This window comes from Acinetobacter sp. SM1B, from assembly GCF_003289665.1.
Lineage (GTDB): Bacteria > Pseudomonadota > Gammaproteobacteria > Pseudomonadales > Moraxellaceae > Acinetobacter > Acinetobacter schindleri.
In genome coordinates, this window is record NZ_QMBM01000001.1 from 254,994 (window position 1) to 277,074 (window position 22,081).

At 42.8% G+C, this 22,081-nt stretch carries 24 protein-coding genes; 9 read left to right on the forward strand and 15 right to left on the reverse strand.

Annotated elements, in window-relative coordinates; all coding sequences use genetic code 11:
- The first annotated feature begins 143 nt into the window (after positions 1-143).
- Positions 144-1,373, forward strand: a complete 1,230-nt coding sequence (locus tag C8322_RS01200) for an MFS transporter (protein ID WP_111810299.1) — start codon at positions 144-146, stop codon at positions 1,371-1,373.
- A 249-nt stretch (positions 1,374-1,622) separates the two neighbouring features.
- Here C8322_RS01200 and C8322_RS01205 read toward each other — a convergent pair whose 3' ends face one another.
- The 4 genes from C8322_RS01205 to C8322_RS01220 all read right to left on the reverse strand — a co-directional run bounded on the left by C8322_RS01205 (position 1,623) and on the right by C8322_RS01220 (position 4,725).
- Positions 1,623-1,919: a DUF3817 domain-containing protein gene (locus C8322_RS01205; RefSeq protein WP_111810300.1), complete on the reverse strand. Its 297-nt coding sequence runs from the start codon at positions 1,917-1,919 to the stop codon at positions 1,623-1,625.
- Between the two features lie 213 nt (positions 1,920-2,132).
- Positions 2,133-2,696, reverse strand: coding sequence for a superoxide dismutase family protein (sodC, locus tag C8322_RS01210; protein WP_004809907.1), 564 nt, complete (start codon positions 2,694-2,696; stop codon positions 2,133-2,135).
- Between the two features lie 128 nt (positions 2,697-2,824).
- Positions 2,825-3,964, reverse strand: a complete 1,140-nt coding sequence (locus C8322_RS01215) for an AI-2E family transporter (protein WP_076754433.1) — start codon at positions 3,962-3,964, stop codon at positions 2,825-2,827.
- A 116-nt stretch (positions 3,965-4,080) separates the two neighbouring features.
- A complete protein-coding gene (locus C8322_RS01220) occupies positions 4,081-4,725 on the reverse strand; it encodes a ParA family protein (protein WP_004809903.1) in 645 nt (214 codons plus the stop codon).
- A gap of 123 nt (positions 4,726-4,848) precedes the next feature.
- Here C8322_RS01220 and C8322_RS01225 point away from each other — a divergent pair, with 123 nt between their 5' ends.
- Positions 4,849-5,325: a Holliday junction resolvase-like protein gene (locus C8322_RS01225; RefSeq protein WP_004809901.1), complete on the forward strand. Its 477-nt coding sequence runs from the start codon at positions 4,849-4,851 to the stop codon at positions 5,323-5,325.
- 11 nt (positions 5,326-5,336) lie between these two features.
- Positions 5,337-5,915, forward strand: a complete 579-nt coding sequence (locus C8322_RS01230; protein WP_004809899.1) for a hypothetical protein — start codon at positions 5,337-5,339, stop codon at positions 5,913-5,915.
- Positions 5,916-5,917: 2 nt separating this feature from the next.
- On the opposite strand, the gene C8322_RS01235 is transcribed toward C8322_RS01230, so the two are convergent.
- Positions 5,918-6,556, reverse strand: coding sequence for a class I SAM-dependent methyltransferase (locus C8322_RS01235; protein ID WP_004809897.1), 639 nt, complete (start codon positions 6,554-6,556; stop codon positions 5,918-5,920).
- A 195-nt stretch (positions 6,557-6,751) separates the two neighbouring features.
- Here C8322_RS01235 and C8322_RS01240 point away from each other — a divergent pair, with 195 nt between their 5' ends.
- The gene (locus tag C8322_RS01240) at positions 6,752-7,303 is read left to right on the forward strand and encodes a hypothetical protein (protein WP_004809895.1); all 552 of its coding nucleotides are present in this window, start codon (positions 6,752-6,754) and stop codon (positions 7,301-7,303) included.
- 79 nt (positions 7,304-7,382) lie between these two features.
- On the opposite strand, the gene C8322_RS01245 is transcribed toward C8322_RS01240, so the two are convergent.
- Positions 7,383-7,715 carry a HopJ type III effector protein gene (locus C8322_RS01245; protein WP_005223408.1) on the reverse strand — a complete coding sequence of 111 codons (333 nt, stop codon included), beginning with the start codon at positions 7,713-7,715 and terminating at the stop codon, positions 7,383-7,385.
- Between the two features lie 167 nt (positions 7,716-7,882).
- Here C8322_RS01245 and crcB point away from each other — a divergent pair, with 167 nt between their 5' ends.
- Positions 7,883-8,263 (forward strand): fluoride efflux transporter CrcB, encoded by a 381-nt coding sequence (crcB, locus tag C8322_RS01250; protein WP_008303056.1) that lies wholly within the window; start codon positions 7,883-7,885, stop codon positions 8,261-8,263.
- 62 nt (positions 8,264-8,325) lie between these two features.
- On the opposite strand, the gene C8322_RS01255 is transcribed toward crcB, so the two are convergent.
- Together C8322_RS01255 and C8322_RS01260 are read right to left on the reverse strand one after the other, a co-directional pair.
- Complete coding sequence (locus C8322_RS01255) at positions 8,326-8,577, reverse strand: type B 50S ribosomal protein L31 (RefSeq protein WP_004809889.1); 252 nt, start codon at positions 8,575-8,577, stop codon at positions 8,326-8,328.
- Positions 8,578-8,694: 117 nt separating this feature from the next.
- The gene (locus C8322_RS01260; protein WP_004809887.1) at positions 8,695-9,993 is read right to left on the reverse strand and encodes an ABC1 kinase family protein; all 1,299 of its coding nucleotides are present in this window, start codon (positions 9,991-9,993) and stop codon (positions 8,695-8,697) included.
- A gap of 255 nt (positions 9,994-10,248) precedes the next feature.
- Between C8322_RS01260 and C8322_RS01270 the strand changes: the two genes are divergently transcribed.
- Positions 10,249-10,458, forward strand: a complete 210-nt coding sequence (locus tag C8322_RS01270; protein WP_005223403.1) for a DUF1737 domain-containing protein — start codon at positions 10,249-10,251, stop codon at positions 10,456-10,458.
- Positions 10,459-10,696: 238 nt separating this feature from the next.
- On the opposite strand, the gene C8322_RS01275 is transcribed toward C8322_RS01270, so the two are convergent.
- Positions 10,697-12,055, reverse strand: coding sequence for an MATE family efflux transporter (locus C8322_RS01275; RefSeq protein ID WP_005223401.1), 1,359 nt, complete (start codon positions 12,053-12,055; stop codon positions 10,697-10,699).
- 40 nt (positions 12,056-12,095) lie between these two features.
- Entirely contained in the window at positions 12,096-12,554 is a 459-nt protein-coding gene (locus C8322_RS01280; protein WP_048881797.1) for a DMT family transporter, read from the reverse strand.
- 124 nt (positions 12,555-12,678) lie between these two features.
- On the opposite strand from C8322_RS01280, the gene hemW reads away from it, so the two are divergent.
- Together hemW and C8322_RS01290 are read left to right on the forward strand one after the other, a co-directional pair.
- Positions 12,679-13,833, forward strand: a complete 1,155-nt coding sequence (gene hemW, locus C8322_RS01285) for a radical SAM family heme chaperone HemW (RefSeq protein ID WP_108675556.1) — start codon at positions 12,679-12,681, stop codon at positions 13,831-13,833.
- A 119-nt stretch (positions 13,834-13,952) separates the two neighbouring features.
- Positions 13,953-14,915 carry an HNH endonuclease gene (locus tag C8322_RS01290; protein WP_111810301.1) on the forward strand — a complete coding sequence of 321 codons (963 nt, stop codon included), beginning with the start codon at positions 13,953-13,955 and terminating at the stop codon, positions 14,913-14,915.
- A gap of 340 nt (positions 14,916-15,255) precedes the next feature.
- Here the strand turns inward: C8322_RS01290 and C8322_RS01295 are convergent, their stop codons facing one another.
- The 5 genes from C8322_RS01295 to hemF all read right to left on the reverse strand — a co-directional run bounded on the left by C8322_RS01295 (position 15,256) and on the right by hemF (position 20,350).
- On the reverse strand, positions 15,256-15,465 hold the full coding sequence (locus tag C8322_RS01295) for a cold-shock protein (protein ID WP_004786992.1): 210 nt from the start codon (positions 15,463-15,465) through the stop codon (positions 15,256-15,258).
- Between the two features lie 356 nt (positions 15,466-15,821).
- Positions 15,822-17,645, reverse strand: coding sequence for an acyl-CoA dehydrogenase C-terminal domain-containing protein (locus C8322_RS01300; RefSeq protein WP_071319837.1), 1,824 nt, complete (start codon positions 17,643-17,645; stop codon positions 15,822-15,824).
- A gap of 391 nt (positions 17,646-18,036) precedes the next feature.
- The gene (aroE, locus tag C8322_RS01305) at positions 18,037-18,825 is read right to left on the reverse strand and encodes a shikimate dehydrogenase (protein WP_111810302.1); all 789 of its coding nucleotides are present in this window, start codon (positions 18,823-18,825) and stop codon (positions 18,037-18,039) included.
- 91 nt (positions 18,826-18,916) lie between these two features.
- On the reverse strand, positions 18,917-19,123 hold the full coding sequence (locus C8322_RS01310; RefSeq protein ID WP_004809869.1) for a hypothetical protein: 207 nt from the start codon (positions 19,121-19,123) through the stop codon (positions 18,917-18,919).
- 282 nt (positions 19,124-19,405) lie between these two features.
- Positions 19,406-20,350 carry an oxygen-dependent coproporphyrinogen oxidase gene (gene hemF, locus C8322_RS01315; protein ID WP_111810303.1) on the reverse strand — a complete coding sequence of 315 codons (945 nt, stop codon included), beginning with the start codon at positions 20,348-20,350 and terminating at the stop codon, positions 19,406-19,408.
- 238 nt (positions 20,351-20,588) lie between these two features.
- On the opposite strand from hemF, the gene hemN reads away from it, so the two are divergent.
- Positions 20,589-21,962 (forward strand): oxygen-independent coproporphyrinogen III oxidase, encoded by a 1,374-nt coding sequence (gene hemN / locus C8322_RS01320; protein WP_111810304.1) that lies wholly within the window; start codon positions 20,589-20,591, stop codon positions 21,960-21,962.
- Positions 21,963-22,081: the final 119 nt, after the last annotated feature.

Sequence of the window (22,081 nt, forward strand, 5' to 3'; positions counted from 1 at the left end):
ACAGCGTTGAGGGATAGTTTAAGCGTTTACACAGTTTTATTTACAGTCTCGCTTTAAACAATAAACTCTGCTACACTTCGCTCAATTTTTTAAATTCAGCTCTTTTAAAATTCTAAAAAGAGTAAATGAGCCTTAACTCTTCCATGCAAAATATTCAAACGACAAAACTCACCCGTGCCACCATTATGTTCCCGTTGGCACTGGTACTGTTTGAGTTCTCTGTCTATATCGGCAATGACCTGGTACAACCCGCCATGCTCGCTATTACCAAAGAGTTTGGTGTGAGCAGTACCTGGGCGCCGTCGTCCATGTCTTTTTATTTATTGGGTGGGGCATTTATTGCGGCTGTGCTTGGGCCCTTATCAGATCGACTCGGTCGTAAAACCGTATTACTTGGCGGTGTCGCTTTCTTTGTTATAACTTGTCTGGCAATTCTGTTTGCTCCAAATATTGAAAGCTTTATTGCACTGCGCTTTTTACAAGGCTTCGGCCTGTCTGTGATCGGTGCAGTAGGTTATGCCGCAATTCAGGAAACCTTTGAAGAACGTGATGCCATTAAAGTCATGGCACTTATGGCAAATGTGTCTTTGCTCGCACCATTGTTGGGGCCTGTGCTCGGTGCTTTTATGATTGAGCATGTATCCTGGCATTGGGGTTTTATCGGGATTGCCTTCTTGGCTTTTTTGAGCTGGTTTGGTCTGAAAGCCAAAATGCCTGATCCTCAAATCAGTCGGGTTAAACAGCCGCTGAGTTATATCTGGGATGACTTCAAAGAAGTACTGAAGAATAAGCGCTTTGTGACATTAACCATGTCATTGCCTACCATTTGCATGCCGTTAATGCTGTGGATTGCATTATCCCCAGTTATGCTGGTCGAGCATTTGGGCCTGACCAGTATGCAGTATGGTTTGGCCCAGATTCCAGTTTTGGGCGGCCTGATAGCAGGTAATCTGGTCTTGCTGAAAATCATCGACAAAATGCCCTTAGGTCACACTGTCATGCGTGCCGTCCCGCTGATGTTTATTGGAACATTGGTCATCGTCGCGGGGCTGTTTATTCCAGACTATTTTGTACACTGCCTGATTCTTGGCATGACTCTAATCAGTTTCGGTGAAGGCTTGAGTTTTTCGGTTATTTACCGTTTTGCTTTGATGTCTTCTGAAGTGTCTAAGGGCACCGTAGCGGCTGCATTATCTGTACTGATGATGCTGAGCTTCTTCGCTATGATTGAGCTGGTTCGGGTGATTTATGAAGCTTATGCTATTTGGGGTTATAGTATTTCTTGTACTGTGCTGACTGCACTGTGGTTTGGCATTCCAAGAGCATGTTTAAAAACACTGATGGCAGAAAGAAAGGAAAGAGGGGAGTTTTGATATTATTTTCTTAATAACTTCACCTTAACCCTCTCCTGAGAGGAGAGGTAACATTCATTATAAATTTAATAGTTTTTGGAATTCAGAGTAGAAAGTGAAAAAATATAAGAAGTCCTCTCTCCCTATGGGAGAGAGTTAGAGAGAGGGAAATATTAATAAAATAACCTCACCCTTGCGCTGCAGTGCTGCTCATCTCCTAAAAGGAGTAGGAATGTCCATTACCATTTGATAATGATTGCAATCCCAAAATTAAGCTTCAGCTGGCTGTTCTAGCTTCTTCAATTTCATATCAAAGATAAATGGCCCAAATGGCAGAATTGAAGCGATCAGGCCCATAATAAACATACTGAGTGACCATTTCTGTTTTTCACATACCGCAAACAGCACTACTAGAAAAAGAATAAATAACACGCCATGCCCCATGCCGATATATTTCACCAAAACAGGATTGTCCATCATGTACTTCACTGGCATGGCAATAAATAACAACAGCAGGAAAGAAATACCTTCAATCAGACCAATAAGGCGTAGGGTTTTGATGTTCATAAGCAAGTCAGAATATTTGGAAACTCTACGAGTGTAGCCGATATAAGTAGCAGAATAAATAGGCTTTATAACTATAAGTAATTGTATTTAAAATAAATAATTCAGAGTTGTGTGGTTGGTTTTAGCTATATTTTTATATTGGTAAAATGATCTGTATGATTTATAAGATATAAAAAAGCACCTCCGGGAAGGTGCTTTGCTGTAGTCAATAAATTAGATCACGCCACAGGCAATACGGTCACCGCCACCGCCAAGTGGTTTAGGTGAATCAGAGTAGTTATCACCACCGGCATGAACCATGATGGCACGGCCTTGAACATCAGCCAGCTTTAAGCGTGGTGCAACCACAGTCACTTTCGCAGTACCATCAGCAGCTACTTTCAGCGCTGGCAAGTCACCGAGGTGACCACTCATTGGCGTACCGTGATTCGGTGCCTGATTGGTATTCAGGTGACCGCCCGCAGCAATTGCAGCACCGACTTTACCGTCTTTTTCAGCAGGAGCACATGAACCATTTTCATGGATATGGAAACCACGTTCACCCGCAGGCAAGTTGCTTAAATTGGTACGAATCACCAGACCTGCCGGGCTGTCAGCCAGGTAAACCATACCAATCGACTGACCCACACCTTGTGGAGATACAGCATTTACCGTAACCGCTTTCATATTGTCGATACTTGGTTGAGTCGAAGAGGTTGCACAACCAGTGAACAGGGCCGCACTGATGATACCCAGTGCAGATAACTTGAACATTGATGACTTAAACAATGCAGACATGATATGGCATCCCATACTTATTTTGATTTTGTGTCCTCATTGAAACAGAGAATTTATGACAATTCTATATGGATTAAGCACTTAAATGTTTTAGCTTTGTAATGCGATATAAGCGCTGCCAACACTACTTAGAGTGACGATGTTGGTGGGTCTTTCTTCTCTTCTTCCAGATCATAGGCCATGGTGGCTTTCGGCATCATCAGCGGTTCATTCTGGCCATTTTCATGCAGCCATTCACGCCAGATCGCCAGTAATACAGCCAGAATCACTGGACCGATAAATACCCCAATCAGACCAAAACTGGCAATACCGCCAAGTACACCAAACATGATCAGCAGGAATGGAATCTGGGTTGCGCCGGAAATGACCAATGGACGAATCACGTTATCGGCCGTGCTGACGATACAGACGCCCCATGCCATCACGCCAATCGCTTCGATAGTTTGACCTTGTGAAAATAGCCAGAGGGATACTGCACCATATGCCATAGGCGGGCCAAACGGAATCAGGGCAAAAATAAAAGTAATAATGGTCAGAACCATCGGGTTAGGCACACCTGCGACAAAGTAACTTACACCCGCAAGGAGGGCCTGTGCAATTGCAGTCAGTCCAACACCATAGACCACGGCACGCGTGGTATCAGAAATGGTATCCAGATAATGATGCACACGTGGGCCAATCACTTTTTCTAAGGCTTTGCTGACCTGTTTCAGAATGATTTCGCCATCACGGTAGAAAAAGAACAAAGACAGCATCGCAAAACCTAACTTAATCAGGTTTTTGCTGATTTCATTAAATACCACTTTACCGTAGTTTAGGTGCCCCTGAATCCAGATGGAAATATTCTGAACAATGCTGTTCGGGTCGTTATTGATATCACGCAAGGTACGGGAAATTTCCTTACCTACAAGGGGCAGATTACGAATAAAGTCTGGAACATTGAGATGACCAGAAAAGACCTGTTTCTGTAATTCGTAATACAGGCTACGACCTTCATGTTGCAGCAGGAAGATGGCAAATGTTAGTGGAATACCGACCACCAGCGTTACCATAATCATCATGATAATCGCACTCAGGTTCGGTCTTGAACCGACAGAGCGTTTGATAGACTGATACAGAGGCCAAGTCATATAGGCAATAATGGCTGCCCAAACTACAGGTACAATAAAGTATTTGAGTACATTAAAACTCAAATAAAGCAGGATAAAAAATAATCCAAACAATAAAACTTTTTGTAATGTAGGCGCGTATTGTTGCACTGAATTCAATGACTCATTCCTTAGGTCTGTCAGGCATATTAACTGAAAAAAAGCCGGGCGCAAATGTACACTGACAAAGTTATATGGATTCTTTTATCAAAAAAAAGATATCGTACGCTGCGAGTTTAGAACCATTGGGCTGGATCATCGATAATGGCATTTAATACAGGTTGCCATTGTGCCTGCATTTCCCGGTACATTTTTTGCGGTTTATCGAAAATCGACAGTCCTTCCATCGCCAGACGTCCATATGGTGCACGTTCTGAAATCCATGCCACTGGCTGCTGTTCAATCCGGTCAAAGAACTGCTGAATTTCCTGATTCGATGCTGCATTCGGCCTGTTACGATTTGCCAGAAGCAGAATCTGGACTTTACCTTTACGAATCCGCTTGATTTCCTGAAGATGTTTTAGAAAACGACGGGTCGAATCGATATCAAAAAATGAAGGCTGTAAAGGAATGATAATGGCATGTGCTTCACTGACCAGTTGTTCCGCATGCTCACCATTTAAAGCGCCTGGCGCATCAATGATCAGGTATTCGATTTTCTTGGGTGCATCGCCAATAGATTTGGTACTACGCCAGTCCAGACTCTGAATCGGAGCAGCATTTTCAGGGCGATGTTTTAGCCATTGCAGTGCAGATTTCTGGTTATCGGCATCAGCAAGCGCAACCTTGTAACCTTTTTGGGCCAGTGCTGATGCTAGGCTGATGGCAGTCATTGTCTTGCCACAACCACCTTTCTGATTTGCAACTAAAATTGTTTTCATGAGTCGGGGTGATTTATTTATGTACATTGCTAGCATATCATTCTTTTCTGATCGGCAGATGGCGGAAAACCTCGACTTCAGTCGAATCTACCCATAACTTAAGTGAAAATTAAGGAAGATTGAATGTCCATATGGATGGCAATGTTAATAGGAGCGTGTATCGGGATTGTGCTGACCACACTCATTCTGGGGCAAAGCCGTAATGGCCGCATCAAGGCAGAATATGAACAGTACATTGCCGAGCTGGAACTGGAACATCAACAGGCTCTGACCGCGGCCCAGAAGCGCAGTGTGAATACCAGCCGTGCTGTACTCAAGGGGAAAATGGCCGAACAGTTGGCACCGATTATGCCTGAATTTCAGTATTTACCCAGTGATGCCAAGTTCCTGGGTGATCCCGTAGATTATGTGGTTTTCGATGGTTATACCGACTTCCGTGATGGTGATGGTCTGGCTGAAGATATTGAAGTGGTGCTGATCGATATCAAGAGTGGTGGCGCACGGCTGAGCAAAGGGCAACAGGCAATTGCCCGGGCAATTCAGGAAGGACGGGTACGCTTTGAAACCATCCGTATCGATTTTGAAGAATTCGAGGATTAGGGAAAGATCATATGGATAAATTACTGATCACCGCAGCACTATTCGCATTTGGAATCTGGGTCTGGTCAGAGTATTTTCGCGCTATCCCTCATCTGGAAGAAAGCGGCGTCCTCAAGAATTTTAAGGTAGAAGCGGTGCAGCCTGTTTCAGCAACGTATACAGTGCTGGATAAATCGTTTATCAAACCAAACCGTCGGGTCTTGCATCAGGCCAGTCCCTTTGTGGGCAGTTTTAATGATCTGGCCTATGTCAGCAATATTGATATTTTGTTGGCGACTCAGCCTTTGCCCACTATGCAGGCCAGACTGCAGCTCGATCAGCCAAAACGCTGCTTCCAGATTGAAGGTGCGATCAATACAGCGCAGCAGGAAGCAATTAAAACCCATGTACAGCATTTTAGCCTGATTGCCGCCAATGAAAATATTGCCAATCAGATTCGCCGTCTGAAATCAGGAGAGCAGGTTCATCTTCAGGGTGACATTGTCACTGTACAGTCGGGTACTACAGGTCAGGCTTTTCAGGCAGGGATCGGGTCGAAACATCGCGCCCAATGTCAGCTGCTTAAAGTGAATGCTATTCAGGTGAATTGATTTTATTTAATGCCTGAAACAGGTTTACGTGCCCGAGCCAGCAACATACGCTGTCCAATACTTGGAATACCAGCGGCATCGACATATTTTACTTTATCCAGTTCAAAACCAGCTTCAAGTAAAGCAGTTTCAATATCCCGATCAAGATGGCAGCCATCCGCGACTTTCTTCTGAATCGGGGTCAATAAATGCTGTAAACGCTGCACGTTCAGATTCTGCCGATTCAGTACATGTTCTGCTACATGCAAAGTTCCACCTGGCATCAGTACCCGGTAAATCTCCTTCAGGCTTTGAGGCAGATCAGGAATACTGCAGAGAGTCCAGGTTGAAACTACATTTTCCAGCTGATCACGATCAAAAGGTAATGCTTCAGCACTGGCAAGAATGTGCTCAACCACAAAAGGCGCTGCCTGAATCCGCTCTTGGCCTAATTTAAAAATTTCGAGATTAGGCTCTAAGGCATAGACAGTATCTACGCCTTGATAGAAGGGCAGATTCAGCCCGGTACCGAAACCGATTTCCAGAACTTCACCAGAAACCCCAAGTAACAGTTCACGGCGCAGATCCATGAGTGATGCGGTTTGCATGACCTGATTTAGCAGGTGCGGGAAAATATGTTTTTGATAAAGTTTATACAGCATGATTTTAGGTTCAATTTATTGCTGGATTGCGCTTAGCTTAACCGAAAATTCCTTGGTAAATATAATTTTTAGTACGACTCATTCATAGCACATTGTTACCAATTTCAACTATTTCCTTCATAAGTTCGCGCTAAGATATTTGGTAAACAGATGAACTGAGATGGTTGGGATAAAAGCAAGATGAGGTTGAAAAGCATGAAGCATATTGCCCTGTGTCTGGGTCTGATGTTACCGGTGCTGTCACAAGCATCCGTAGAACATAATATTGCCAAAGGCTTGCCACCCGTGGCAAAAGGCCAGTCAATTTCGGTATTGCAGCCGTTTAAAGGTGATTTCCGGATCTTGGGTTCAAAAATTTATAATAATGATCCGCAGGCCAAGTTTTCTCCAATTGATTATGCAGTAAGTTGGGGACTATTTGCTGAACCAGAAATTGCCCGGCATATCACGGTAAACCAGTATGACCGCTATCTGAACTGGAAAATGGATCGTATTCCAGTGCCTAAAGCACAAGCCATGCAGATGGTATCCAATATGCATATCATTCCTGCCAATCCGCAGATTGCCAAAGCCATTAAACAGGTCAAACGTGGTGATCTGGTCCGTTTGAAAGGCGAGCTGGTTGAAGTGCGAGATAAAGATCTGGTGTGGACCTCATCATTGACTCCGACCGATACAGGTGATGGTGCATGTGAAGTGTTTCGTGTCAATTCAATTCAGTGGATTGAAAAGGTGCAACGTAGCTAGTGATAAAAGTTCATTCATGGCAATTTATAGGAAAAGAAAACCGCTCAAAGGAGCGGTTTTTTATAGCTTGATTGAGCATTTATTTAGCAGCTAGCGCTTCGCCTTCAAACTGAATACCATCCCAGCCATTGAGCATGAACTGGCGGATATTCTGATGATCGGTCGCTTCCGGCGTTGCCAGTACTGCGGCATAGTGTTCAGCAAAAAGACTTAAAGTTTGCGACTGATCCAGACCATTTAATTTGGCAAAAGAGAATACTTTTGCACTGCCCTGGTTTTCAGTAGCGGCATTGGCTTGTTGACCATTTTTAAAAGCTGTTGGTGTGTGCTGATAGCGTGCATCAATGAATGCAATTACATCAGCAAATTTTACTTCGCCAGCAGCCAATTGAGCCAGTAATTCCTGAACCATGGAGTTTTCCTTTAGAACTTAAATAAATATGAATGGCGTCGAATATACCAATTTTTTGGCAAAGATCCATGTTCATTGTGCAATTTTAGGTGCATGATGTTATTCATTATTCTCGCCCAGTATAAGGGTTGATGACGTGTTCAGGATTGAAGGATAACGGAGAGGACATGAACTGGCTTTTGGTGGCAATGGGCGGCGCAATCGGGGCGACACTGCGTTATGCAACAGGTATGCTGATTTTCAAGCCGCAGATGTTATTTCCCTGGCCGACCTGGTGGATCAATATTATCGGTTGTTTGTGTGCGGGGATCTTCTTTGCCTTTAGCCAGAAATACAGCTTTCTACAGAATGAAGCACGGCTGTTATTTATGGTGGGGATCTTAGGCGGTTTTACTACTTTTTCCAGTTTTGGTCTGGAAACTTTTCAGCTGCTTAAACAGGGGGCGCTAACAATTGCTGTCAGTTATGTCGTATCCAGTGTGATTGTCGGTGTACTGCTACTGGGAATTGGTTTCTATCTGACTCAGCTGGCTTTAGCGCAGGCATAAAAAAGTCAGGAAACTAGGGAGATTTCCTGACAATAGAGGATCTAGAAATGAGACATTAAGGTTTAGCTGCGTTTAAAGCGTGCAAAACGTTTATTGAAGCTTGCTACGCGGCCTTCATTACTGGTTTGACGCTGTTCACCAGTATAGAAGGGATGAGACGCACTTGAAATATCGAGAGTGACATAAGGGTAAGTTTTGCCCTCGTATTCACGGGTCTGGCTTGAATTCATGGTGCTGCCAATAACGAAATAAACATCGGCATTGGTGTCATGAAATAGTACTTCACGATACTCTGGATGGATATCTGGACGCATATTTTTACCTTGCTTGAACAACAATGATTAGATTTAATGTTATGTTATAATATAACAATATTGTTTTCAATATAAGCCCGGTAACGATGTGTATCCTGGTGTAACTCTTGTTAAAGCTTAGGCACGTTTCGGCACCAGCTCCTCAAATACATCACTGAGATCATCTTTAACTTTCAAATGAATCAGGTTCCAGTATTGTCCTGAAATGGTCCGGTTTACCATCAACGTATCTGGAGAAGGTTTAAATACGTCCCAATATTTCAAGGATGGCTTGATCAGCTCTACCCCGTCATGGTGCGCCGAGTTTTCCTCAAAATCATAATAGCCATTTAGTGGGCGTAACAGTACTTCCAGCCACTGTTCATACAGTTCCTGAGGGAATTTTCCAAGTTCTGTAAGTGACTTAAGCGAGTCTAGCTGTTGCTCGATCATCGGAATATTCTGTTCCCGAGCTGCATGTACTAACTCTCTAAAATGACCAATCACTTCAGTAGATAAAGTTTTTACACCACCGAAATCGTAAATAATCACTGTGCCATCTTCACGGAAGGCGAAGTTACCCGGATGCGGGTCACAATGGAAACGACGCAGATAGAAAATTTCCTGGCCAATGGCACGGAACAGGCGACGGCCCAGATCATTACGGATTTCTACCGGCCAGGTACTGGCAGTTTCAATACTTTCACCATGTTCCAGACTTAAAGTCAGAATATGCCGTGACGAATAATCCGGATAGACTTGTGGAATCACAATTTTGCTATCCAGTGTTTCGTGGAAAGCACGAGCAACCTCTAAATTTTGTGCTTCGATTTCATAGTTCAGCTCATCGTCCAGACTGTGCTGAATTTCCTTAAACAGCTGATCTTGCAGTTTACGGTCAATTTTCAATACACCCATCAGACGTAACGCCAGACGGACCTGTTTTAGGTCGCTTTCACAAGCTTCCTCCACACCCGGATATTGCACTTTCACCACGACTTGCTGACCATTCGGCAAGGTGGCTTTATGCACCTGACCAATCGAGGCAGCTGCAAAAGGTTTAGGTTCAAAATCCTGGAAAATCTGCTCCAGCGGTTTGCCAAGCTCTTTTTCAACCTGTGCTTTAATCACATTAAACGGCATGGCTGGCGCCTGACGTTGCAACTTGGAAATGGCACGTGCGACTTCAGGCGGAAAAATATCTTTATATTGAGAAGCGATCTGACCGACTTTCATCACCGCGCCTTTCATTTCCCCAAGAGTGTCGGCAATCTGTACACCAATATCCTGAAAAAGTTTGCTGCGCGCTGCATTTTTCTGCTCTTCGTCGGCAGTTAAATTTTTAATAGAATTTGATAATGTTTTGCTGGCGATACTTGCTGTCATACCGGCAAGTTTCATAAAGCGACGACCGGGTGTGCTAGCCGTTTTTGCCATGCGGAATTCCTCAAAATCATCTTTTTAATGCTGTCTTTGATCATAGGCGACAAAGGCGTAAATGCCTATAACTAATTGTAGAGGTTGTGTTGCTAGCCCAATCTCATACTTCACAATTTCTTCAATAATCTTCCAAAAACTGTGCCAATACCGCTTTGATTCATTATTTAGAGTGATTGGGTTAACCATTAATTCTGAGTTTTTATGCATTGATGAGATTAGAATAGTCAGCATGATTTAAGCTAAGATTATTCCATGAAAGTTTATCGTTATTTTACCGGTAAGGATGATGTGCATTTTTGTGCCCGTGTCACCAAGGCATTAAATGAAGGCTATGAACTGTATGGTTCACCAACCATGACTTTTAATGGGACAGAAGTGATTGTAGGCCAGGTCGTCATTAAAGAAGTAGCAGATGAGTCTGAGATTCCACAGGGTTTAAAAGCAGCTTTAGAAACAAACTAGAGTTTTGAATGATCATGCCCTCAATGTTTCATTCGCATTTTTATCTCATTGTGTAGGTAGTTTTTACTTTCACAGCGGCAAAAGTAATAAAACCCCTTTATTAATCTGATGCTCTATCCTGAGCACGCTTTAAGCACTGCTTTAAAGCATGGCGCAAGATGACTGATCAACGGCGACATCCATGTCGCTTGCGAGCTAATTGAATATAGGATTGAAAAATCATCCCTTTTAATTCTTTTTAAGCTTGCTGAATTAAACGTTTATTGTTGCCATAGAGACGCATGAGTAGTAACACACAGGCCACACTCAGACCAACAATCAGCCCCACCCAGACACCGGCCGCACTCATATCTGTAAATCTGGACAGATAGACACCGACCGGGAATGCAATCACCCAATAAGCAATCATAGTGATCCACATCGGGCCTTTGGTATCTTGCATACCACGTAAGCAACCTGCCGCACTGATCTGCCAGGCATCCATCAGCTGATAGGCAATTGCAAATAGCACCAGATACACTGCGATCTGGGAGACCTGCATTTCCGAGGTATACAGCGCCACAATTTCATGCTTAAAGAACCACAGCAGCAGCATGGTCAATACGGCAAGCACCGTAGCAGTGACTAAACCCAGCCATTGCACCTGACGCATCGCGACCCAGTTTTTCTCGCCATAATAGGTTCCAACACGGATCGTCAAAGCAATCGCCAAAGACATCGGAATCATAAATAGCTGCGATGTAATCGAGATCGCAATTTGATGTGCCGCGACAATAGTTTCACCCAGCGGACTCAGGACAATCGCTGCCGTACTGAAAATGCTCACTTCAAAGAAAATTGCCAAGCCAATCGGTAAGCCTAGCTTGAGAATACGTTTGAGCCAGTAAGTATTAATTTTTTCCCAGTGAGTAAAAGGTTGGGTTGCCTGATAAGACTTATTTTTTAGAATATAAATCGCGAGCGTAATCAGCATCAGCCATTGCAGAATCGCTGTAGCAAAACCACAACCAGCACTGCCCAATGCAGGAATTGAACCGAAACCATACATAAAAATAAAGTTGAGTGGTATTAATGCCAGCAGGGCCAATAGACTGATTACAGTGACTGGGCGTGGATAACCGATTGCCTCGGAATAGCCACGCAGTGCTGCATACATAGTCACGGCTGGCATACCAAAACCAATGGCATGCAGGAACAGGCCAGCCTTAGGCTGCAAGCTTTCCGGCACACCCAGCAAAGGTAGGGTTAGAGGTAAAATCTGCAAAACTAGCCCTGCGATTACTCCGAGTACTAAAGCCACCCAAAGGGATTGACGGGCAATCGTTGAAATTTTCTCGGGAGTGCGAGCACCGTAAGCTTCAGCCACTAAAGGAGTAGTAGCAATCATGATGCCACTAAATAATAACATCACCGGAATCCATAACCCGACCCCGACCGCAATGGCTGCCAGATCAGTTGCAGACAGATGCCCCGCCATAATGGTATCAATCAGACCAAGACCAGCTTGGGAAAACTGGGTGATCAAAATGGGCAACATTAAGGTGAACAGTCGTTTTAATTCAAAGCTTAGGGTTGTGGCTGACGAAACATTCGACACAAAAAATACTCATCTTTCATCATGTGCTTAGATATAAGGTTTAGCGTTGTAAAGTGAGAAGCACACCAATAAAAATCACCACGCCACCCAGAAGACGTTGCCAGTTGAGTTGTATTTTTTCACTGTCGAACCAGCCAAAATGATCAATGATCATGGAAGAGACCAGCTGTCCAAAAATCACCAATGCAGACAAAGTCAGTAGCCCAAGCTTAGGCGCACTATAGATGCTCATGCTAATTGCATAGACACCGATGACACCGCCCAGCCATAAATACCAGGGCAATTGCGTAAATGTACTGAGGCTCGGTTTATCCACCTGTTGAAAAAATACCAACACAGCAAGCAATATTGTACCAATCAGAAAGGAGAAAAGGGCAGCTTGTAAGGGAGAATATAAATATTCCCGTAGCTGGGTATTGATACCGGTCTGAAAACTTAAGGCAATACCAATTGCCATTGCCAAAGGGATAAACAGCAGGATCTCGGAAGATATTTTCATTCTCAGGGTCTTGTTTTTGTTGAGTTAAACTGAGTCTACTGTAAAGCGGATGAGAATTCATAAGCAGGGTACTTTTGTCATGCTAAAATACAACAAAATTCATCTGATGTTCTGAGCACTGTCCTTGACTGATTTAAATCCTGCCGCTATTCCCTTGTCCCTGTATATTCATATGCCATGGTGTGTGCGTAAATGTCCATATTGTGATTTTAATTCGCATGCGGTACCAGATGGCAAGCTGTCTCTGGATCTTGAGCAGGAATATTTGCATGCCTTGGTCGAGGACTTTAAAACTCAGCTTGACTTTGCACACGGACGTCAGATTCATAGTGTATTTATTGGTGGGGGTACACCATCCCTGATTTCTGCTCAAGGTTATCAGTGGTTATTTAATCAATTAAAAGCACTGCTTCCTTTTGAAGAAGGCTGTGAAATCACCTTGGAAGCCAATCCAGGTACAGTAGAGCATGATCCATTTGCCGGTTACTTGGCAGCGGGTATTAACCGTCTTTCCATCGGTGTACAAAGCTTTAATACTGAGCATTTGAAAAAGCTGGGGCGTATTCATAGCAATGAAGATGCGATCTCGGCAATTGCGCATGCGAAAGAGGCAGGTTTTGAGCGCATTAATGTTGATCTGATGCATGGATTACCAGAACAGACTTTAGAGCAGGCTTTAAATGACTTGAAATTAGCTGTGGAAAATGGAGCGACTCATATTTCCTGGTATCAGCTCACTATTGAACCAAATACGGTATTTTTCCGTACGCAGCCTATTTTACCTATAGATGAGGTCTTGGAAGATATTCAGGAACAGGGTGAGGCTTATTTAAAAGCTCAGGGCTTTATCAACTATGAAGTCTCGGCTTGGCGTAAAGAGTTACCGTCAGCACATAACCTGAATTACTGGCAGTTTGGCGATTATTTATCAATTGGGGCAGGGGCACATGGGAAAGTCACCCAAGCTGATGGGATCTATCGTTTTCAGAAAACCCGTTTGCCAAAAGACTATTTAGCGAAGGTGCCAGCAGAGCATTTACAGTTTAAACGGATTGAAGCTAAAGATATGCCGTTTGAATTTATGATGAATGCCTTGCGTTTAAATAATGGTGTAACAGCGAAGTTCTATGCAGAGCGTACTGGGCTCAGTCTGGAGGGTCTGAATGAATTATTGACTTCACTGCGTCAACGTAAACTCATGGTTGAAGATCCAGAACGTCTGGCTTGTACCGAGCAGGGGCATATATTTTTAAATTCAGTACTGGAAGAGTTTTTATAAGCCTGTGGATTTCTATTCAATAAAGTTTAATTCCATCTGCCTCTATTAATTTCTCAATAATTTTGTGATTATTCAAATATTAAGTCATTTGAATAACATAACAATATTGCGAGGGGCGGGTGAGTTCTTTATTAGATTTCTACAAAGTAGAATTAGGCGATGCACGCTTTTTTATTTTGGATAGTAAGAGTGATCATCTGGTGTATGGTGACTTGGATTTTGAGGAATATCATTGGGACCGCGCCAAATTTAATAAAGTTCGTCCAGGGGATTTCTTTCTCTACCGTCGACCACAAAAAGCTTCAGAAATAAAAAACCAATTCTATATTTACGGTGCTGGCCGCATTGGTCAGATGATTGAAGTTTCGAATGCATCTGGGCCCGATAAAGTTCGTCAAAAGCCAGTCTATGCCACTATTGAACAAGGCATTGCTTTTGAAAATCCCATCCTGCAATCCGATTTGGAAAATTTTCAGTGGAGCTTTAAGACCCGTGGCTCAACTTGGGAATATTTTTTCCAGCAATATGGTATGAATGAAATCCATGCTGATGATTTTTGGCGATTGCTGAATATTGGGGTGCAAGGTAATAATTATGAATTCAATGCATCCCAAACTCGTGTAGAGCAAGAAGTTGCTGATTATTTTGTTGAAGATAAGCGTGCCCATATCAAAATCCGAGGCGTTGAACAAAGAGAATTTGCTTTAAAAGTAAAGCTCAATTATCAATATCAATGTGCAATTTCAGGGATCAAAACCAAAGATTTTCTAGTAGCTTCACATATCATTCCTTGGTCAGAAAATTATGCGCAACGAACTAACCCACGGAATGGAATTTGTCTATCTTCCCTGTTAGATAAAGCTTTTGATACTGGTTTTATTGCTATTGATGAAAAGTTTAAAGTTTGTATCGCGAATAAAGCACTACACGACCAGTCTTTATATATTTATTTAAAACAGTATGAGGGGCAGAGATTACAGGTGCCAAAGAGCTATCAGCCCGATCAAAACTTTTTAGCTTGGCATCGGCAGCATGTATTTTTAGATAATCACAGTGCCGATATCAGTTTCAAGTTAGAGTAAGCAATAGATTAACCTTTGATATCATTTTGATTTTTTAAAAATAAAAAAGCCCGATGGATTACCTAGGGCTTTTCTTCTATTTCAACTTTGCCTTCAAGTTATTCGTTATTAACGAGGCCTAGGCGATATTTTGTAATATGAGCTGTTGCGATGATTATGACTTAGTGTAATTTTTTACATGATTGTATGCAGATGAAGAAATTAGACAGAGTATTTTGAATTGAAAGACTAGGGACTAGAGAAAAGCAAGACCTTAATTAATGTATCTAAGATAAGTGTGTATTTATTTATGGCACAAAAAAAGCACTCTAATGAGTGCTCTTTTTCATCTTAGCAACGATTAGATTGCAGTGATGTTAGTCGCTGTAGGGCCTTTTTGACCTTGAGCAACGCTGAAAGAAACCTTTTGGCCTTCAGCTAAAGTTTTGAAACCTGAACCTTGGATTTCGCTGAAGTGAGCGAAAACGTCTGGACCGTTGTCTTGTTGAATGAAGCCAAAACCTTTAGTTTCGTTGAACCACTTTACTGTACCAGTAACTGTATTAGACATAATATAACCTATTGAGTTTTATTGATTTATAGTCAACCTATGGGATGACTAAGATGTAACTTGGAAAAATAGACTGGATGGAGCTTTTGATCTATAAAAACGGAGGTTTATGACTAAAACTGCGATACTTAAAGAAGACTAACCAAAACAAGAATTTTTCTAGTTGCAACCATCATACCCTGAATTCAGAGATATTCAAGCTGTATATCGCTATTATTTTTTATGCAGTTGATATCACTCAAAATAAAATTGTAGAAAAATTATACAGAATTAAAAAATCAAGGACTTAATATGCTTTAACAAAAAGAGCACCGTAGCGCTCTTTTTGTTATTTGACTTTCAAAGTCACCAAAAACTTAGTAATCGAAACTGAAGTGCTCAGATGCTAGTGAAGTCATCGTTTTAGATGGATTGACCATGGCTTCAGCATGACCTTGAGTACGCGGCAACATGCGCTCAAAGTAGAAATCAGCTGTCTTGATTTTTGCCTTATAGAACTCAGGAACTTCAGTACCGTTGCCCTCAGCCAGTTTTGCGGAAGCTACCGCAGCCTGTTGTGCCCAGAAGTATGCCATCATCACATAGCCTGAGAACATCAGGAAATCTACAGATGCAGAAGAAACAATATCACGGTCCTTACGTGCAGCCAGCATGATACGAACCGTCAATGCATTCCATTGTGCGCAAAGTTTGGTTAAGTCCCAAGCAAAACGACGCATGTATTTGTTACGTGCATGCTGGCCACAGAATTTCAGGATTTCTGCCGTGTAATCACGAATCGCTTTGCCTTTAGAAGTTAACAGCACTTTACGGCCAATCAGATCTAGTGCCTGTACACCTGTTGTACCTTCATAAAGAGTAGAGATACGCGAGTCACGTACGATCTGTTCCATGCCCCATTCTTTGATATAGCCATGACCACCAAAGACTTGCATACCGTGATTGGCTGCTTCATAGCCCAGTTCAGTCAGGAAACCTTTCAGAATAGGGGTATAGAAACCTAAGTGATCATCATGCGCCTCGAAAGCTGCTGTATCGCCACGAACCAGAGCATCATTCATTTTGTCTGCAATTTGTGCTGCATGATAAATCATTGCACGACCGCCTTCAGCAATTGCTTTTTGCGTCAATAGCATACGGCGAACATCAGCATGGTGAATGATGGCATCAGCTACTTTTTCTGGATCTTTCTTGCCAGAAAGGGCACGCATCGACATACGCTCTTTGGCATAAGGCAGGGCACCTTGGAAAGACAGTTCTGCATGACAGATACCCTGAACTGCAGTACCGATACGTGCCGTATTCATAAAGGTAAACATTGCATGCAGACCTTTATTCTTTTCACCAATCAGGTAACCAACCGCATTGTCAAAGTTCAGTACAGCTGTTGCAGATGCACGGATTCCCATTTTGTGTTCAATCGAACCACAAGTAACCGGATTGCGTTCACCAATGCCGCCATCAGCTGCCGGAATGAATTTCGGTACGATGAACAGGGAAATACCTTTAGTGCCTGCAGGTGCATCTGGCAGGCGTGCAAGTACGATATGAATGATATTTTCAGTCAGATCATGTTCACCCGCCGAGATGAAGATCTTGGTACCTGAAATAGCATACGTGCCATCTGCATTTGGCTCAGCTTTGGTTTTTACCTGGCCCAGGTCGGTACCACATTGCGGCTCAGTCAAACACATGGTACCAGACCATGTACCTGCTACCAGGTGAGGCAGGTAAAGATTTTTTTGCTCATCTGAACCAAATTGAATAATGGTATTGATACAGCCGATACTTAAACCTGGATACATCTGGAAGGACCAGTTTGCAGTGCCCATCATTTCAGACTTAACCAGATTCAAAGATTGTGGAAGGTTTTGACCGCCAAATTCTTCAGGATAAGAAAGACCTTGCCAGCCGCCTTGTACGAACTGTTCGTATGCTTCCTTGAAGCCTTTAGGCGTAGTGACTTCACCATTTTCAAAATGACAGCCTTCCAGATCACCACTTTGATTCAATGGAGACAGTACATTTTCACAGAAATCTGCTGCACCTTCCAGAATCATGTCCACGGTATCAGCATCGGCATATTCACCATTTGATAGTGTCTGGTAATGTGCAGGGTAATCAAGCACTTCATTCATAAGGAAGCGAATGTCACGTAACGGGGCTTTATATGCTGGCATGCGTTTTAATCCTGATTAATAGTTTTGGATTATCTGTATCGATTCTTTGATTATTCACATTGCGGCTAAAAATACATTGATAAGGCAAGCAAATAAAAATGTCAGAAAGGCGAATCGAGGAGATAGGAAAATTAGGGTGATTCAGGTTAAAGATATGGGCTAATAATAAATAGCTGAAAAATAAAAAAGACTTATATGAAACGACTTTAATAGATAATTATTCTGTTTGTCTAGGTGATTTTTTGGGTGAATTGTACACAAATGTTATCGTTTGAAAATAAACAGAAGTGCTGTCATTAAATCCACTTATTACTTTGCATATTGCCTTCTGTCGGAAAAGCAAAAGAGCCTCCGTAGAGACTCTTGAATCATATTAGAAGCCTAAACGGACTCAAAGGAAATCTTTGAGCTGTGGCTTGATCCCATTCCAGATCGAGAAAGATTCAATCGCTTGACCCACCAGCATGCCAAAACCTTCAGCGCTAGGAACACCACGCGCACGGGCTTGATCTAGAAAAGTAGATGGTTTGCCATAGGCCATTTCATAAGCGTGTTTAAACTGCAGTGCTTCCGGCAGGATTAAGGCATCACCACTCAAGCTGGCAGAAGTTGCATTGATAATGATATCGAAATCACCCGCCAGATCAGTTAAAGCAATCGCTTGCAGTTCAGCTTGTGGTACTGCATCTTTTAAATCCGCAATCAGCTGTTCGGCACGGGTAAGGGTACGATTGGCAATCACAATTTTCTTCACACCTGCCTGTACCAGTGGATAGACCACGCCACGAGTCGCACCACCAGCGCCAATAATCAGAATATCGGTATTTTCCAAGTTCCAGTCTAAAGCACGAATAGCTTCAACCAGACCTTGACCATCGGTATTATCACCATGCAGGACGCCATTTTCCATCCATAGTGTATTTACTGCACCGGCAATACGAGCGCGTTCAGTCAGCACTTGACACTGAGCATAAGCTTGTTCTTTAAACGGGACCGTGACATTCATACCGATACCGCCTTGGGCAAAGAAGTCCTGAATATTGGCTTCAAAGCCATCCAGCGGAGCCAGACGTTTACTATAGGTGAGATCAATACCGGTTTTAGCGGCAAATGCATGATGCAATTCTGGAGAACGTGATTGTTCAATCGGGTTGCCAACAACAGCAAATTGTTTGCTCATTTCACAGTGTCCATGTGCTGAAATGCTCAACAATATACGTGAAAACAGGTAGGGACTAAAGCATTGAAAGGTCTAATTCTAGGGGCTTATTTTAGGAGTTACAGGTTTTAATAATGCGTTCGGTCAGAAGCAGGGCACCACTTAAGATAATACCGATAATCATAATAATGCTGACACTGATTGCCAGACTGTCCAAGATAAGATCCTTGGTTAAGAATGTTGTAGTAATTGCACTGACTGTAACGGCCAGAAATACCCACATCATCAGCACATGACTTTTGAAATGTCGTAGCTGCATATATTTTTACTCAATATTTTTTAAGATTTTACTATACAGCAGAGCTTGTGACGAAGTGAGGACATTTCTACTTATTTATATAAAGAAAAGTTTCTAAATGTTTATAGGAAAATTTTTCGTTCAAATTAATATTCTTGAAGAATTAGTTTTGTAAATTTGGGAACGAATTAATTGCATGAAGTTTTCAGGAGAAAAAAATTAGAGGTATTGTAAGCAAAAAATAATTGGAACAGTTTTATAAAAAATGCCCTCAAAGTGAGAGCATTTTGGTTAAGCGTACACCTACTTCTTTAACTCTTGCAGCCAATCTCGTGGCTTTAGATAATAATCGGTGAGTTGTTTCTCTGGTGAACCTTCGGCCCATTCCGGACGATAAGACCAGCCAGTGAGTGGGGGCAGACTCACTAGAATGGACTCGATCCGGCCACCGGTCTGTAAGCCAAACAAAGTGCCACGGTCATAGACCAGATTATATTCAACATAACGACCACGACGATACAGTTGAAACTCACGCTGTGCTTCGCTATAAGGTTTGTTCTGATTGCGCTGGAAAATCGGAATGATGGCATCTAAGTAACCATTGCCTACCGCCTGCATGTATTTAAAACAGGTTTCAAAATCCCATTGGTTCAGGTCATCAAAGAACAGGCCACCGACACCGCGCTGTTCATCACGGTGCTTTAAGTAGAAATAATCATCACACCATTTTTTATGCTGTGCATAAACTTCTTCGCCAAATGGCGCACACAGGTCATGCGCCGTCTGATGCCATGAAAGCACATCTTCATCATTCGGATAGAACGGTGTCAGGTCAAAACCACCGCCAAACCACCAGATCGGATCTTGGCCTTCTTTTTCAGCAACAAATAGGCGCACATTGGCATGTGAGGTCGGCACATTGGGATTTTTAGGATGGATCACCAGTGAGACGCCCATCGCCTGTGCCTTAGCTCCGGCAATTTGTGGATGACGTTCAGTGGCTGAAGCCGGTAGTTTAGAAATATTGATGTGCGAGAACATCACCCCGCCTTTTTCAATTACTGTCCCATTTTGCAGCACACGTGAACGGCCACCACCACCTTCAGGTCGTTCCCAGTCATCAATGATAAACTCAGCTGAGCCACCACCAGTACGTTCTTGTTGTTCGAGAGCCGCACAGATGCGCGCCTGTAAGTCGAGGAGGAATTCGCGTACCCGTTGAATATCCGCAGAAGTTGGATGCTGCATCAAAGCCCTCATGGGGAGAAAGAAAGACTTTCTACATCAAAGCATAAAATGGCATAAAAATTAAGATGTATTTGCCGATACTGATGATCTAAAAAGACTTTGTGTTCACAGTAAATTAAAGCAAGGTAGCGTATTAAATCCGACCGAGATGCTAGGTTGAATTCTTTTTCCGAGCCCCACACAATAGCTTTAGATGGCCCATGCTTGGGTGAATTTTCGATGGTCATAGGTGGATATTATGTCGGTTCAGGCTACTTCCCTCATTCAAAAATACAATGTCCCAGGTCCACGCTATACCAGTTATCCAACTGTACCGTATTGGGAAGAACAGTACTTTTCTCTGAAACAGTGGAAACAGACTTTAAAGCGCTCTTTTGCTGAATCGAATCAGAAAGAAGGCATCAGTCTATATATCCATCTGCCATTTTGTGAAAGCCTGTGCACTTTCTGTGGATGCCATAAACGTGTCACCAAACGGCATGAAGTTGAGCAACCCTATATTCAGGCGGTGCTGAAGGAATGGGACCTGTACTGTGAATTATTGGAAGAAAAGCCAATGATCAAGGAAATCCATCTTGGTGGTGGTACACCGACTTTTTTCTCGATTGAGCACTTAACTCAACTGATTAAAGGTATCTTGGTTAAGGCCGAAATAGCGTCTGAGCATGAATTCAGTTTTGAAGGCCATCCGAACAATACCACTTATGAACATTTGCAAGGCTTGTATGACTTAGGTTTCCGCCGGGTCAGCTATGGCGTGCAGGATTATAATGAAATTGTGCAGAAAGCCATTCACCGCATCCAGCCTTATGAAAATGTCAAACAGGTCACCGAATGGGCGCGTGAAATAGGTTATACCTCGATTTCGCATGATCTGGTCTTTGGCTTACCATTCCAGAGCCTGGATGATGTACTGACTACCATTGGTCAAACTAATACCTTAATGCCGGACCGTTTAGCCTTATATAGCTATGCGCATGTGCCATGGATCAAGGGCAATGGTCAGCGCGGTTTTAAAGATGCCGATGTGCCTAAAGATGAAATCAAGCGCCAGTGCTATGAAGAAGGCAAGAAGAAACTATTGGCACATGGCTACCATGAAATTGGCATGGATCATTTTGCGCTAGAAAGTGACAGCATGTATCAGGCTTTTAAGGAGGGTTCTTTACACCGTAACTTCATGGGTTATACAGCTTCCAAAACGCAAGTGATGATTGGACTGGGGATTTCATCAATCAGTGATAGCTGGTACAGCTTTGCCCAGAATGTAAAAACCATTGAAGAATATTATGAATGTCTGGAACAGAATGAGATTCCAGTCGTTAAAGGGCATGTATTAAGTCAGGAAGATTTAATCATCCGTAAGCATATCCTGAATCTGATGTGCAGTTTCACCACTTCTTGGGCAGATGAGCACATGCAATTTGCTGAAATTGACGAAGTACTAGAACAGCTCAAAGAAATGTCACAGGATCAGTTAATTAAAATTGCAGACTCATCAGTCACAATTTTGGAGAAAGGGAAACCTTTTGTACGTAATATCTGTATGGCTTTTGACCTGAGATTAAAACGTAAAATGCCGGAGAACCGGATTTTTTCGATGACGATTTAGAATCCCACCAAACCTCACTTTCTTGCACTTCGACTTAAAGCAATACTGAAGTCTCACTCAGGGAGGCTTCCGATTCTTACTAAATGAAGGAGTTTCCCCCTCTTTTTCAAAGAGGGGTT